Consider the following 14,783-nt stretch of genomic DNA (forward strand, 5'->3'; position numbering starts at 1 on the left):
CCCGGCGATGTCGCCCGGCTTACCCGCATCACGTTACATGATCCATCCCATCAGCAGCGTGGCAACGATCACCGTCGACGCGCCGCCGATACGGGTGGCAATCTGTGCAAACGGCATGAGCGACATCCGGTTAGAGGCGGACAAAATGGCCACGTCCCCTGTCCCGCCCAGACCGCTGTGGCAGCAGGTCACAATGGCGGCTTCCACAGGATACATATTCAGACGCGACGCAATAAAGTAGCCGCTCAGCGCCATCGCAATCACGACCGAACCGCACACCACTACGTACCCCACCGAGAAGACCGACACCACGCTCTCGAGCGGCACATATAACATCCCGAGGCCGATCATCAGCGGCCAGACAAGCGCAGCCGAGACGAATTTATAGCAACTGTGCGCGCCCTGCTCCATGGACGCCGGGATAACCCTGAAGTATTTACACAAAACGGCAATCAGGATCATCAGCACCGGGCCGGGAATGTGGACCAGTTTTTCAAACAGCCCTCCGACGATGAAAAACGCGCACACCATCAGCAACCCGCCGCCCATCAGATGAAAATCCGTCTGTTGAGCACTTTGCGCCCCGGCAAACAGGCTAGCGTCTTCTTTGCTCCGCGTGAGCATGCCGTTACCCGAAAGCGCGGGACGTTTCGCCCCGAGACGCGCCAGCGATCCGGCGCAAATAATGGCGAAGATATTTCCCACGACCGCAGCGGGTGCCAGCTGAGCAACGTAGACGTCCGGCGTTTGTCCCAGTATGGCCGAATAGGCCAGGGACAGGGGCAAAATCCCCTCGCCAATCCCGCCGCCAATAATCGGAACGATGATAAAGAAGAACGTGTGGTAAGGGGTATAACCAAACAGCGACCCCACAATGAGCCCGCTCAGCACGGCCATGAATGTTCCTGCCGCCAGCGGAACAAACATGCGCATCATCCCCTGGATCAGCAGCACCCGGTTCATTCCCAGAATACTGCCGACCACCAGGCAAGCGATGACGAAATAGAGCAGATTCGCCTCTTTCATCAGCAGATGCACCGTACCAAGGGTATGTTTGTCGAAGACGCCAAAATAGACCAGCACGGAGGGCACCATCAGGCACAGAATTGCCGGACCGCCGATATCCTTCAGCAGGGGGATTTGACGCCCCACTTTGGCAAACGCGAAACCGAGGGTCATGATGACCGCAAGTCCACCAATCATATTTTTCGGCAGCAGCCCTGCCCAGGCGGACGTCGCCACAATGGCGGCAATCCCGACAAACAGCATCAGCGGGACCGCGCCAACCTCGGTATTGTTGAGTCCAAAGGCGAAACGCGAGGTCGGCAGCGCAGAAGTCGGTACAGGATTATCTTTCATATAATCACCTGAAAATTGTGTTCGGATATGCAGAGAAAGGAATAAACTGGAACTATTCCTGATACGAATAAATGTTCTTAAATATAAATAATGACTTAGATGGCCTTTTCTAAAAACAGGCTCACTGTGAAATTATCACGGGATAATCAGTAGAAATGTGAACAATACTCCCCTTTCTTTTTAAATAACTTAATTCACCATTAAGTAACTAAAGTTATTTATGACGGCTAATGTCGTTTTCTTGCGTCTTATCAATTTTTAACGAAAGTATCACTTATCCAACTAATGCAATCTTTTTGAAATTAATAAAACCAGAGAGAGTGTGACCCTTGTCACTCCTGCCCTGCTATCTAACCGCTAGATTAGCGCTGCAACAAAACACATAAAATACCCTACAGGAAATACTATGCCTTCATTACTATTAAAGTCACTGTTTCCGCTCGTCTTTATCATGTTACTTGGATGGCTAAGTGGAAAACTGGGATATTCCCGGCGTGAAGATGCAAACGTCATGGCAACCGTGGTGATTCGTTTTGCCCTGCCTTTCCATCTTTTTATTGGTGCATTGCATACCGATCCCAATAAAATTAAAAACCTGACGTTTATGGCCGTTTTGGTTGTCGGTTTAATGGGGTCTTATTTACTGACGTTATTTATTTCACGCTATGTTTTTCGCCACGATATCAAAACCAGCGCCATTCAGTCTCTGGTTTGCGCCTTTCCTGATATGGCCTACTTCGGCGCGCCGGTTCTGGCGGTATTGATTGGGCCAGAAGGTTTTATCGGCGTCCTGATTGGCAATATTATCACCAGCGTTATCATGATCCCTCTGACTATCGTCCTGATTCGTATGGGGGATAAAAACGGTCATGACGGCCTGGAGGCACTACACCCGGGCACGATGATTGTGCAAAACCTGATCAAAGCGGCACGTAATCCTATCGTCTGGATACCGGTCTCCGGCGTGCTGCTCAGTCTGGCCGGCGTGCAGATCCCGTCTATTCTCAGCATGCCCATTGAGATGGTGGGTAAGGTTTCAGGCGGACTTTCCCTGTTTGCCCTCGGCCTGCTGTTTTACGGTGAGCGTCCAAAACTGAACGTGCAGACCTTTACCAATATCAGTATTAAAAACCTTATTCAGCCGGCGATGATGGCCGCCGCAGGGCTCGCCTTTGGCCTTAGCCATACCTTACTGCAGCAGGTTGTTATTATTGGCGCGACGCCCTCCGCTATCGCCGCGGGTATGTTTGCGTTACGCAGTGATACCTATATTGATACTGCTTCCTCATCCATCTTAATTGGTACTGCCGTCGGGGTCGTGACCGAAGGCATTATGATCTATTTCATCTCTTAATCTGTTTTATTTAAAAAATTCAGGAGTTAACCATGTCTCGCAAAGAAGTGTTGTATACGCCCTATAACGGAGCCGTACTGCTGGAGAATCCGTTATTAAATAAAGGACTCGCTTTCATTAAAGAAGAGCGGGATAATTTTAATTTGCATGGGCTATTACCGCACAACGTTGAAACGATTGAAGAGCAAACCGAACGCGCCTGGGTGCAGTTCTGCCATTTTAAAAGCGATATTTCCCGTCATGTTTATCTGCGCAATATTCAGGATACCAATGAAACCCTCTTTTATAACCTCCTGCGTTTGCATCTGAAAGAGACGTTACCGATTATCTATACCCCGACCGTGGGTGAAGCCTGCGAGCATTTCTCCACCATTTATCGCCGAGCTCGCGGGTTATTTATTTCATGGCCTAACCGCCATCGTATTGATGAGATGCTGCAAAGTTTCTCGCGCAACGACATTCGCGTGATTGTGGTGACGGACGGGGAACGTATTTTAGGTCTTGGCGATCAGGGTATCGGCGGAATGGGCATTCCGATTGGCAAGCTGTCGCTGTATACCGCCTGCGGGGGGATCCATCCGGCCTCTACCCTCCCGATCATGCTGGATGTCGGGACCAACAATCAGCAGCACCTGGACGACCCGATGTACATGGGCTGGCGTCATCCGCGCATCAGCGACGATCAATACGCTGAGTTTATGGATATGTTTGTCAGCACCGTCAAAGCGCGCTGGCCAAATGTTCTCCTGCAATTTGAAGACTTTGCCCAGAAAAACGCCACCAGACTGCTCCAGCGCTACCGCGACCAGCTGTGCTGCTTTAATGATGACATCCAGGGAACGGCAGCCGTCACCGCAGGTACGCTGATCGCGGCGGCCCATGCGGCGGGCACGCGCATTCGCGATCAGCGCGTAGTCTTCCTGGGCAGCGGTTCCGCCGGCTGCGGAATTGCAGAAAAAATTGTGGCGCTGATGGTGGATGATGGCCTGACCGAGTCCGAAGCCCGCAGCCGGATCTTTATGGTCGACCGCTTCGGTCTGCTGACCGACGACATGACTAACCTGCTCGATTTCCAGAAAAACCTGCTTACCGCGCGCGACGCCATTAGCCGCTGGCAGGTAGAGGCGAAGAATATTTCCCTGCTGGACGTGGTGAAGAATGCGCATCCAACGGTGATGATTGGCGTTTCAGGCCAGCCGGGGCTGTTCAGCGAAGAGATTGTCAAAGAGATGCATCGCCACTGCTCGCGCCCGATTATCATGCCGCTCTCGAACCCGACTTCTCGCGCAGAGGCACAGCCGCAGGATCTTATCGCCTGGACCCAGGGCGCCGCGCTGGTAGCCACCGGCAGCCCGTTTGCTCCGGTATTCTGGGAGAATGCGCAGTATGAGATAGCACAGTGTAACAACGCCTATATTTTCCCGGGGCTGGGATTAGGGGTTCTGGCCTGTAACGCGCGCCGGGTAACCGAAGAGATGTTAATGGCAGCAAGCCGCAGTCTGGCCGCGCAGTCGCCACTGGTCACCACGGAAAAAGGCGGATTGCTGCCGCCGGTTGATTGTATTGAAACGGTGTCACGCCAGATAGCCGTCGCCGTCGCACGGGCCGCAATTGCTCAGGGGGTTGCCCCGGCGATAGATGATGAGATGTTGATGGCGCGCATTGAGAAGACCTGGTGGCAGGCAACCTATGCGCCTTACCGCCGATCCGCGCTGTAGCTTCGGTCATGCCCTCACCGCGCGGTGAGGGCCTTTGTGCTGTTTTATTGCTGTACGCCCGAGCGGTCAGAAAAATCGTCGACGGACAGAATATCAATCCGCGGTGCCACCTGTTTGCGACGGGCATAGCGGTCAGGCTGGCCGTCAGGACGCGTTTTGAAGCGGCGGTGCAGCCACATATACTGTTCTGGTGCCATCCGTACCGCTTGCTCAATCGCCCTGTTCATCTGCGTCGCAACGGATTCTTTATCTCCCCCCTGCAGCGCTTCACCGATATCCTCCAGAATAATCAGTTCGTAACCTGTACCATCCGCCCTGCGTCGCGGTACGAAGGGGATAACGGCAGACCGTGCGCTCTTGACCAGCATATAGCTGCCCGCCGTCGTGGCGGCATCCGGTACCGCAAAAAACGGCACAAAGACGCTATTGGTTTTGCCATAGTCATGGTCCGGGGCGTACCACAAAATTTCATTCTGCTTCAGCGAGCGGATCATGCCTTTTAAATCATGGCGGTCGAGCATGGTTTTATTGGAACGCAGGCGCCCGCGCGTCTGCAGCCAGTCCAGCAGCGCATTATTGTTAGGACGATACACCCCAATGCCGGGGTTAAGCATGCCAAAGATCCGCGCGCCCAGCTCAAGGGTGAGAAAATGCATGCCAACGAGCACCACGCCATTGCCTTTCGCCCGCGCTTTTTCCATGTGCTCATAACCCACTACGGTGTAGCATTTTCGCACCCGCCACGCAGGCCAGAACCATGCCATCCCGGTTTCGATCACCCCCATTCCTACCGATTCGAAATTACGCTGCAGCAACGTCTCGCGCTCGTCCTCACTCATCTGAGGAAAGCACAGCTCAAGGTTGCGACGGGCAATCTCGACGCGGCGAGGGAGCAGGCGCATCGCCAGCCGCCCAAGGCTGTGGCCGATTCGGAACAACAGCGGATAAGGTAGCAGCATGATGAGCCACAGCGCGGCAATGCCGACCCAGCTGAGCCAGTAGCGGGGGTGAAGAAAAGCGAGGGAAAACCGCGGTAATTTTGTCATCAGAAAATTATCCTTTAACGTGTCTGTCCTTAACTGATTCTGGTGAAGATTTTTCCTAAGGATTTATGAAATGTCATGCAGAAACGTGAAGTGTAACGGATAAGACAAAACTCATTTTTATCGATTTTTGCGAAAAGCGGGAAGACAGGCGGGGAAAACCGGGGAGTGCGGGTCCGCTCCCCCGGCAAAAGATCTTACATTGAATAGCCGGGCTTCTTAATAAGCTCGTCCAGCTTCGGTCCTATTTCGGTATCCCAGACCTGCGCTTTCCAGTCCTCCTGATTCACCTGGTTCAACGCCACCGACACGGAACTGTCTTTGCTGTTGAAATGGCGAATAATCACCTCGGCAATATCCGCCGCCAGGGCGGTTTTTTGTTCGTCGTTCAAATCACGGGGAAAACATTTGATATCTACGTGTGGCATATGCAGGCTTCCAGTTGTGAGTCAGGACTCCACGTTATCAGATAATATCGTTGGCCTTTAACACCTTGTGCAGTTCTGGCAGCTGGCATACGGTATCCGCAATGGCCGTCAGTTTCGGCGTATTGGCCGCAAACCAGGCGTGTCGGGGCCCCCAGGTGCGCGCCACCGCGATATACACGTCCAGCAGCGTCAGACGTTCACCCAGCGCAAACGGGGCAGCGCTGAGCTGTTCTTCGAACCACAAATAGAGGGATTTCCGGTACTCGATGCAGTTTTTCTGCAGCTGCTCCGGCGCGTCCGGCACCCAGCGTTCGGGATAGTCGGCATACGTAAACGTGGGATAGACGTTCGCCACAAACCAGATGAGCAAACGCTGAAACTGCTGGCGTTCAGCCTGGCCTACGGGCGGGGCGAGATCGGGACACCTGTCGAGCACCATCAGGGCTATTGCCGCCGTTTCGGTCATGATGGCGCCATTTTCCAGCTCCAGCGTCGGCACCTGGCACAGCGGGTTCAGCTTGTGCAGCAGCTCACGCTGCGGACCGGGCTGATCAAACCCGTCCACGTTGATAAATTGATAAGGGATATCAGCCAGGGTTAGCATCACTTCACTGATTGCCGAGCCCCAGCCGGGTACGCCATAGAGTTTAATCATGTTGCCCCCTGAGGGTGAGGGATGAAAACCCTAAGTGTAGAGCACCATTAGTAGGTTATCCCTGGCGGGTTGACATCCGATTGCGCCACCGCTTCGCCCTGCTCACCCCAGCGCGCCAGCACCTTCTGGTAATCTCCGCGCGTAATCGCACCGTTCAGCGCGGCCTGCAGCGCGTACACCAGCTCATTGCCTTTTTTGGTGGTCGTCGCGACATAGGCTTTTTTCGGCCCTAAACCGACCACGCGGGTTTTGCCGGTGAGCGCCGCTTTATAGGCTGAGACCGACTGCGGCCCGAAGAACACGTCCGCCCTGCCGGACTGAATATAGAGATTGCCGGAGGCATCGTCGTGGAGATAGACCGGCAGCGCAGGCGCCCGCCCTGCCTTTTGGTTCTCTTCGTTCCAGCCCAGCAGGATACGTTCCTGGTTCGTGCCAGAGCCGACAATCACCTTTTTCCCCGCCAGATCTTCCGCGTTTTTAATGGACTGCACCTCGCTGGTGGATTTCACCGAAAACGCCAGCGAATCGACCCGGTAGGTGGCAAAATCAAACTTCTCTTTACGCTGTTCGGTCACCGCAATGTTCACCAGCGCCACGTCGTAGCGCCCGGAGGCGATCCCCAGCGGCCAGTCTTCCCACGCCGTCGGCACCAGCTTCAGCTTCAGCCCCAGGCTGCCCGCCAGCAGGCGGGCGATATCCGGGTCGCTGCCAATGCGCGTACGGTTATCGCTGGCCAGCAGCGCCAGCGGCGGAGAGTTCAGCGCCGAAATGGCGACCGTCAGCGTCCCCGGTTCAACAAACTTATAGTTCGCGGGGATCTTCGCCACTGCCTGAGGATCGACCGTCACCGGCAACGGCTGCTCGTTGGCTTTTAAATCAATGCTGGCGTGGCTGGCGGCTGAGAAGATCAGCCCCGCCAGAAGTCCGTATTTCATCTTCGCTCCTTACAGCACTTTCGACAGGAACTGGCGCGTTCGCGGGTGTGACGGTCGGTTTAACACCTCGTCACTGCTGCCCTGTTCCACAATTTTTCCGTCGACCATAAACACCACCTGATCCGCCACTTCCCGGGCAAAGCCGATCTCGTGGGTGACCACCACCAGCGTGGTGCCGGACCGGGCCAGTTTTTTGATCACATCCAGCACTTCCCCCACCAGCTCTGGATCCAATGCCGAGGTGGGTTCATCAAACAGCATTACGCGCGGTCGCAGCGCCAGCGCGCGGGCAATGGCAATGCGCTGCTGCTGGCCGCCGGAAAGATGGCGGGACCAGGCGTCCGCTTTATCCCGCAGCCCAACCACGTCCAGCAGGCTGTACGCCCTTTCCAGAGCCTCTTTTTTGCTGAGCTTTTTATGCGCGATCGGTGCCTCTATCAGGTTTTCCAGCACCGTGAGGTGCGGAAAGAGGTTGAAGTTCTGGAACACATAGCCCACGTTCACGCGCTGCTTGAGGATCTCCTTCTCTTTCAGCTCGTAGAGCCGGTCGCCCTGACGGCGATAGCCAATGTAATCGCCGTCAATCTGGATAAAACCTTCGTCGACGCGCTCCAGGTGGTTAATGGTGCGCAGCAGCGTCGATTTGCCCGAGCCGGATGGCCCGAGGATCACCGTCACCGAACCGGGCGGGATCTCAAGCGTGACGTTGTCGAGCGCCTTATGGCGGCCAAAAAACTTGCTGACGCCGGTAATCGAAATGTGTCCTTCAGGAGAGGCTTGCATGGACGGGCTCCTGTGCAGGTGCGGTGGTGACGGAACGACTACGACGTGTAGCGCGGTTCTGATTAACGGCAGAGCGGCGTTCGCTGCGGGCGAGCGCGCGTTCGACACCGTACTGGATAGCGGACAAGACGGTGGTAATCACCAGGTACCAGGCGGCTCCGACCATCAACAGCGGGATCACCTCCTGCGTGCGGTTGTAGATCATCTGGATGGTGTAAAACAGCTCCGGCATCGCCAGGACGTACACCATCGCCGTGCCCTTGGCGAGGCTGATGATTTCATTGAACCCCGAAGGCAGAATGGTGCGCAGCGCCTGCGGCAAAATGATGCGCACCGTGCGGCGCCAGGCCGGCAGGCCGAGCGCGGCGGCAGCTTCATACTGCCCGTGGTCGACCCCGAGGAATCCGCCGCGAATGATCTCGGCGGTATAGGCGCTCTGCACCAGGGTAAGACCCACCACGGCGGTGGAGAACTGCCCCAGCACGTTGATGGTTTCAAAACTGCCCCAGGTGATGCTGGTGAACGGCACGCCAAGCGAGAGCGTGTCGTAGAGATAGGAAAAGTTGTACAGGATGATCAGCACCACGATCAGCGGCAGCGACCGGAACAGCCAGATGTAAGCCCACGCCAGGCTGCTCAACAGCCAGGACGAAGAGAGTCTCGCCAGGGCCAGCATGCCGCCAATCACCACGCTCAGCGCGGTACCGATCAGCGTCAGCAGCAGGGTCTGACCGACCCCTTCGAGGATCACCGGGTCAAAGAACCAGCGGGCGAACACCGCCCACTCCCAGCGCGGGTTAAAGGCCACCGACTGGATCACGACCGCCAGGACAAACAGCGCCACCGCGGCGCCGACGGCCCGCAGCGGATATCGCGCCGGGACCACCTTAATGGTTTCAACGTTGCTCATCGTCGTTCCTCATGCGGTTTGACTGAACGCTTCGCGTACCAGCGTTTTGGTGAAACGCAGCCGGCCGTCAAACGGCGGCTGGCTATACTCTTCCGGATCCCGGTTCAGATCGAACTGCGGCTGATAGCCCTGGCTGAGATAGAGCCTTACCGCCTCCGGCTGACGAAAACCGGTTGTCAGGTAGATCTGGCTATACCCTGCCAGCACTGCCCTGCGCTCCAGCTCCTGCACCACGCGCCCGGCAAGCCCCTGCTGACGCAGGGATTTGTTGGTCCAGATACGTTTAATCTCTGCGGTTCGCTCGTCAAAGGGCTTGTAGGCGCCGGTAGCGATAATTTCACCATCGCGTTCCAGGACGATAAACAGCCCCTGCGGCGCCAGATACCATTCCGTCAGCTCGACTTCCGCGTCCTTAGAGAAGTAGTCCCCGTAACGGGCCGCATATTCACCGAACAGCCCCTCGATAATGGGCTGGAGTTCGGCATCTTCCGGCGAAACATCACGAAATTGTTCGCTCATCACGCCTCCTTAATCACCCAGGCCTGCCGGGTTCACTTCTGAATTCGGGATGCGCTCAACCCCTTCTCCCCAGCGGTTCAGTACTTTGTCGTAATCGCCGCTTTTGATAGCACCGTTCAGCGCGGTTTGTACCGGCTCGACCAGGCCGCTGCCTTTTTTCAGCGTTACCGCAATGTGCGCCGCCTTCGGCCAGCCGCCGTCGACGCTGCCGACCAGTTTGGTTTTACCTGTCAGCGCCGCTTTCCACGCGCCAATCACGTTCGGGCCAAAGTAGGCGTCCGCGCGCCCGGACTGCAGCGCCAGGGTTTGTGCCGCATCGTCTTTGGTGTAGATCGGGGTAAAGGGTTTCAGCCCCTTCTTCAGGTTTTCGGCATTCCATGCCAGCAGAATGGCTTCCTGATTGGTACCGGAACCCACAATAATCCGCAGCCCGGCGATGTCCTCCGCCTTCTGAAGCGAGGTTATCGGGCTGGTGGATTTCACGTAGAAACCGAGAGAGTCCTTACGGTAGGTGGCAAAATCAAACTTCTGTTTGCGTTCTTTGGTGACGGTGATATTGCTGATGGCCGCATCGTATTTCCCGGATGCCACGCCCAGCGGCCAGTCTTCCCAGGAGGTTGGCACCACGTTCAGCTCCAGCCCGAGACTGTCTGCCACCAGTCGGGCGACGTCGACCTCGCTTCCCAACAGCGTTTTGTTGTCATCGGAGAAGACCGTCAGCGGCGGAGAGTTAAGCGCGGCTACCGCCACGGTAAATTTCCCCGGCACGGCAAAGCGATAATCTTTCGGCAGCTGTGCGATGGCATCACCGTTTTTGGCGGTGTTGATCGGCGTTTTATTGGCCTCAATGCTCACGCCGGTGCCGTTAATATTCACATTCTCTGCCCAGACGGCAGGGGTAAAGGCCAGCGCGAGCGCCAGAATAAGCGATGTTTTCTGCATAGCGGTGTTCTCTTTTATTGTTGTGTGAAGGCGTTTTTCGGCTCGTCCAGGCCTAAGCTTTCGCGCAGCGTGGTGCCGGGGTATTCGGTGCGGAACAGGCCGCGAGCCTGTAACACGGGCACCACCTGGTCAACAAAGCGCGGGAAGGTGTCCGGCGTACCGCCCTGAATGATGAAGCCGTCTGCGGCATAGCCTTCGAACCAGGTCTGCAGACCATCTGCCACCTCTTCCGGCGTACCGGAAAAACGCGGGCGCGGCGACGCGGCTTCCAGCGCCACCTGACGCAGAGTTAAGTTGCGCTCGCGGGCGTTACGCTTGATTTCATCGGTGGTGCTGCGGAAGCTGTTTTTGCCTAAGTCACCGATATCCGGGAACGGTTCGTCGAGCGGATACTGGCTGAAATCATGGTGTTCGAAATAACGCCCGAGGTAATTGAGGGCATCGTTAATCGACACCAGCGCCGCCGTGGTTTGATACTGGTTTTCCACGTCTTCGGCATCGCTGCCGACAATGACGCTGACGCCCTGGAAAATATGTAAATCAGAGGCGCGGCGGCCGTGAGTTTCCAGCTGCTGTTTCACGTCGCGATAAAACGCTTTTGCTTCCTCTACGGTTTCGTGATGGGTAAAAATGGCGTCGGCATGTTTCGCCGCCAGTTTTTTCCCGTCATCCGACGCGCCGGCCTGGAATACAATCGGACGCCCCTGTGGAGTACGGCCAATATTCAGCGGCCCGGCGACCTGGAAGAAATCACCGCGGTGATCCAGCGCGTGCAGTTTGGCCGGGTCAAAAAACTGACCGCTCTCTTTGTTGCGCACAAAGGCATCGCCTTCCAGGAATCCCACAGCCCTTTCACCACGTCGAGATACTCATCGGCGATCCGGTAGCGCAGCGCGTGTTCAGGGTGTTTTTCGCGGGAAAAATTCTTCGCCGAACCTTCCAGCGGTGAGGTCACCACGTTCCAGCCCGCGCGGCCATTGCTCAGATGGTCGAGGCTGGCAAACTGGCGCGCCGTGGTAAAGGGCTCGCTGTAGGAGGTGGATAAGGTTCCCACCAGCCCCAGACGCGAGGTAATGCTGGCGAGAGCGGATAACACCGTCAGCGGTTCAAACCGGTTTAAAAAATGCGGGATCGACTTTTCGTTAATATAAAGACCGTCGGCAACAAATAAGAAATCGAGTTTGCCCTCCTCCGCCTTTAATGCCGTCGCTTTAACGAAATCAAAATTGATACTGGCATCGGCGATGGCTTCAGGATGGCGCCAGGCGGACATATTCCCGGATGCACCATGCAAAATGGTTCCCAGCCGCAATTGACGATGTGCAGACATATATACCTCTTCTGAATTAAACGTGTTGCAGGGCTTTTTCCGCAAGCTGTGCAAAGTAGCGGGCAGCGGGCTCAATTAATGCTTCGTCCGGGTTGAACGCCGGGTGGTGTAAACCATACGGACTGTTGCTGCCAATGCTGACAAACGCGCCGGGAATGGACTGCAAATAGACCGCGAAATCTTCCCCGCCCATATGCAGTTCCGCATGCCGGGTTTCGTAACCGGCTTCCCGGGCAACCGAGGTGGCAAAATCGGCCCAGCGTTCGTCATTGACCAGCGCGGTGGGTCCGGCATACCAGGTGATATCGATCTGCGCGCTAAAGGCACTGGCAAACCCGGCGGCAATTTCGCCCACGCGGGCCTTCACATTCTGCTGCACTTCCGTGCGGTGGGTGCGCAGCGTGCCTTCCAGCTCGACGCTTTCCGGCAGCACGTTCCAGGTATTGCCGCCTGCAATGCGCGTCACGCTCAGCACCACCGAATCCAGCGTATTGACGTTGCGGCTGGCGACGCTTTGCAGCGCCGTCACCAGCTGGCTCGCCAGCACGATGGCGTCGTTGCCTTCATGCGGACGGGCGGCGTGCGCGCCTTTGCCGGTAATGCGAATCACGAAGCGGTCGACGTTGGCATAAAACGGCCCGCCGCGGGTGGCGAACTCACCGACCGGCAGGCCGGGCTCGTTATGCATACCGAAAATCGCGCTCACGTCGCGCAGGGCACCGGCCCGCACCATGCTCTTCGCACCACCAAAGTTCTCTTCCGCAGGCTGAAACAGGATCCTCACCCGGCCGTTAAGCGAGGCTTCCCGTTCTTTCAGCTTTAACGCCGCGCCGAGGATCACGCTGGTGTGAACGTCATGTCCGCAGGCGTGCATGACGCCTGCATGCTGCGAGCTAAACGGCACGCCGCTGCGCTCTTCAATGGGCAGGGCATCGATATCTGCCCGCAGCGCAATCAGCCTGCTGCCGGTCCCGATTTCCGCCACCAGCCCGGTTGGAAGGTCGTAAGGCAGGGGCGCAATGCCCGCGTTTGTCAGCCACTGATGCAGGCGCGCCGTGGTTTCCACTTCCTGGCCCGACAGCTCCGGGTTCTGGTGCAGTTCGCGACGCCAGGCAATCAATTGTTCGCCAAAGCTCATACGGTAACCTCCCTGTTAAGACGCGCCTCGGCCAGCAAACGCAGAGACGCCACGCGCGTGGCACCATTTGCAACCGGGGTATCAATAATAAATTCGTCAATGCCCCACGTTTCATGGAGGGCGTTAAGGTGTTCGAGCACGAACTCCGCCGTCCCCGCCAGCAGAGATTGCGCCCGACGCGCAATGCGCACCGGTTCACTACCCGCCTGACGCGCAAAAGCGTAAGCCTGCTCTTCGCTGGCCACGGTGACGCGCTGTCCGTTGGCCAGCTCAACGCCCCACACTTCCACCTTCTGCGCCAGCGCTTCTGCTTCTGCCTGCGTCGGCGCGACAATCGCCTGCACCGCCACAATTGCCTCCCGGGTGCTGTTTTCACGCCAGGTGGCGATCACCTCACGCAGCAGGTCCGGATCGCCGTTCAGGTGCGCGGCAAAAACAAAGTGCCAGTCAAGCCGGGCGGCCAGCAGCGCGCTTTCGGTGCTTGCCCCCAGCAGGAAACCCTGCGCAGGTGACGGCGGCAGCGGCGTGGCAAGAACGGCTTCCTCTGTTGACTGATGTTCAGGACGGATCCAGCGATCGAGCTGGGCCAGTTGTTCGGCAAAGCTGCCCTTTTCCTGCTGATTCAGCCCCTGCTGCAGCGCGCGGGTTGAGAGCGGCAAGCCGCCGGGCGCTTTTCCGACGCCGAGATCCACGCGACCGGGGGCCAGCGCGGCCAGAACGTTGAAATTTTCGGCAACTTTATAAGGGCTGTAGTGCTGGAGCATCACGCCGCCGGAGCCAACGCGAATTCGTGTGGTTTGCCCGAGGATCCAGGCAATCAGCAGCTCCGGCGAGGGGCTGGCAAGCTGTGGGGTATTGTGGTGTTCGGCAATCCAGAAGCGGTGATAGCCCAGATTTTCTGCCTGCTGCGCCAGCGCCAGGGTACGCGCCAGTGCATCGGCAGCCGTTTCATTTTCAGCGATGGGGCTTTTATCCAGAATGCTGATTCGCCATGACATGTTGCGTTCTCGTTTGACTTAACATGTCGACATTATTAAAGGCGCATTTCACCACTGAGAAACAATTAATTTACATTTGGTTTGCCGGAAATCAGATATATAAAACCATGCTAAGAATAAGCCTTTAGGGAGGCAATCAGCGTTTTCACCTGCCCGCGGCGGGTAATGCGGACAAAGCGAATATGTGCGTAGCGCGGATCCTGCAGATCGGCTTCATAACGCGTGCGGTTGTTGCGCCAGGTTTTGATTGTCCAGATGATAATGGACTCTTTGCTCAGGAACGCGCGGCGGAAACTCTCTTTGTTCCCAGTTCCGGGCCAGAGTTCGTGCTGATGCCAGGCCCGTTTGATGGCCCTGGTGACGGCCTGCCAGAGGGTGCGGGTAAACCCGTAATCCACCCACACCACAACGTCGACATTGCGCCATTTAACAGGCCGCGTGCGGTTATAGTTACCGTCAAGGACCCAGTCTGGCGACGCATGCAGCGCCTGCTCCAGGTTTTCCTGAAACACATCGTCCGGCGTTCCCTGCCAGTCAGGTCGCCAGTAGAGCCTGTCCATCTCGATATAGGGAATCGCCAGCTCGGTCGCTATCTGCTTCGCCAGCGTGCTTTTCCCACTCCCGCTGGTTCCGATGACGTTAATTTTCACCTCAGCCTCATCCTGTTAACG

The 14,783-nt window shown here is 56.7% G+C and carries 13 protein-coding genes and 1 pseudogene; 2 read left to right on the forward strand and 12 right to left on the reverse strand.

The window, feature by feature from the left end; genetic code table 11:
• Positions 1-33: 33 nt before the first annotated feature.
• Positions 34-1,359, reverse strand: coding sequence for a 2-hydroxycarboxylate transporter family protein (locus tag PYW49_RS03840; protein WP_134350443.1), 1,326 nt, complete (start codon positions 1,357-1,359; stop codon positions 34-36).
• 406 nt (positions 1,360-1,765) lie between these two features.
• On the opposite strand from PYW49_RS03840, the gene PYW49_RS03845 reads away from it, so the two are divergent.
• Together PYW49_RS03845 and PYW49_RS03850 are read left to right on the forward strand one after the other, a co-directional pair.
• On the forward strand, positions 1,766-2,713 hold the full coding sequence (locus PYW49_RS03845) for an AEC family transporter (RefSeq protein WP_320385732.1): 948 nt from the start codon (positions 1,766-1,768) through the stop codon (positions 2,711-2,713).
• A 32-nt stretch (positions 2,714-2,745) separates the two neighbouring features.
• The gene (locus PYW49_RS03850) at positions 2,746-4,431 is read left to right on the forward strand and encodes an NAD-dependent malic enzyme (RefSeq protein WP_320385733.1); all 1,686 of its coding nucleotides are present in this window, start codon (positions 2,746-2,748) and stop codon (positions 4,429-4,431) included.
• A 44-nt stretch (positions 4,432-4,475) separates the two neighbouring features.
• On the opposite strand, the gene PYW49_RS03855 is transcribed toward PYW49_RS03850, so the two are convergent.
• From PYW49_RS03855 to PYW49_RS03905, 11 genes and pseudogenes are all read right to left on the reverse strand, one after another.
• Positions 4,476-5,477 (reverse strand): Kdo(2)-lipid IV(A) acyltransferase, encoded by a 1,002-nt coding sequence (locus PYW49_RS03855; RefSeq protein WP_320385734.1) that lies wholly within the window; start codon positions 5,475-5,477, stop codon positions 4,476-4,478.
• A gap of 194 nt (positions 5,478-5,671) precedes the next feature.
• A complete protein-coding gene (gene pptA / locus PYW49_RS03860; protein WP_047348369.1) occupies positions 5,672-5,902 on the reverse strand; it encodes a tautomerase PptA in 231 nt (76 codons plus the stop codon).
• A gap of 37 nt (positions 5,903-5,939) precedes the next feature.
• Complete coding sequence (locus PYW49_RS03865) at positions 5,940-6,557, reverse strand: glutathione S-transferase family protein (RefSeq protein ID WP_320385735.1); 618 nt, start codon at positions 6,555-6,557, stop codon at positions 5,940-5,942.
• Positions 6,558-6,604: 47 nt separating this feature from the next.
• Complete coding sequence (locus PYW49_RS03870) at positions 6,605-7,492, reverse strand: transporter substrate-binding domain-containing protein (RefSeq protein WP_320385736.1); 888 nt, start codon at positions 7,490-7,492, stop codon at positions 6,605-6,607.
• Positions 7,493-7,501: 9 nt separating this feature from the next.
• Positions 7,502-8,275, reverse strand: a complete 774-nt coding sequence (locus PYW49_RS03875; protein WP_134350449.1) for an amino acid ABC transporter ATP-binding protein — start codon at positions 8,273-8,275, stop codon at positions 7,502-7,504.
• Entirely contained in the window at positions 8,259-9,185 is a 927-nt protein-coding gene (locus PYW49_RS03880; RefSeq protein WP_134350450.1) for an amino acid ABC transporter permease, read from the reverse strand. Before PYW49_RS03880 ends, PYW49_RS03875 begins: the two co-directional genes overlap by 17 nt.
• A gap of 9 nt (positions 9,186-9,194) precedes the next feature.
• Entirely contained in the window at positions 9,195-9,704 is a 510-nt protein-coding gene (locus PYW49_RS03885; protein ID WP_320385737.1) for a GNAT family N-acetyltransferase, read from the reverse strand.
• A 9-nt stretch (positions 9,705-9,713) separates the two neighbouring features.
• A pseudogene (locus PYW49_RS03890) lies at positions 9,714-11,976 on the reverse strand (NtaA/DmoA family FMN-dependent monooxygenase).
• A gap of 16 nt (positions 11,977-11,992) precedes the next feature.
• Entirely contained in the window at positions 11,993-13,114 is a 1,122-nt protein-coding gene (locus PYW49_RS03895) for an amidohydrolase (RefSeq protein ID WP_320385738.1), read from the reverse strand.
• Positions 13,111-14,112, reverse strand: a complete 1,002-nt coding sequence (locus PYW49_RS03900; RefSeq protein ID WP_320385739.1) for an LLM class flavin-dependent oxidoreductase — start codon at positions 14,110-14,112, stop codon at positions 13,111-13,113. Before PYW49_RS03900 ends, PYW49_RS03895 begins: the two co-directional genes overlap by 4 nt.
• A gap of 110 nt (positions 14,113-14,222) precedes the next feature.
• Complete coding sequence (locus PYW49_RS03905; RefSeq protein ID WP_134350456.1) at positions 14,223-14,762, reverse strand: AAA family ATPase; 540 nt, start codon at positions 14,760-14,762, stop codon at positions 14,223-14,225.
• Positions 14,763-14,783 lie beyond the last annotated feature (21 nt).

It is taken from the genome of Enterobacter chinensis, assembly GCF_034008295.1.
In the GTDB taxonomy this organism is placed as follows: Bacteria; Pseudomonadota; Gammaproteobacteria; order Enterobacterales; family Enterobacteriaceae; genus Enterobacter; species Enterobacter chinensis.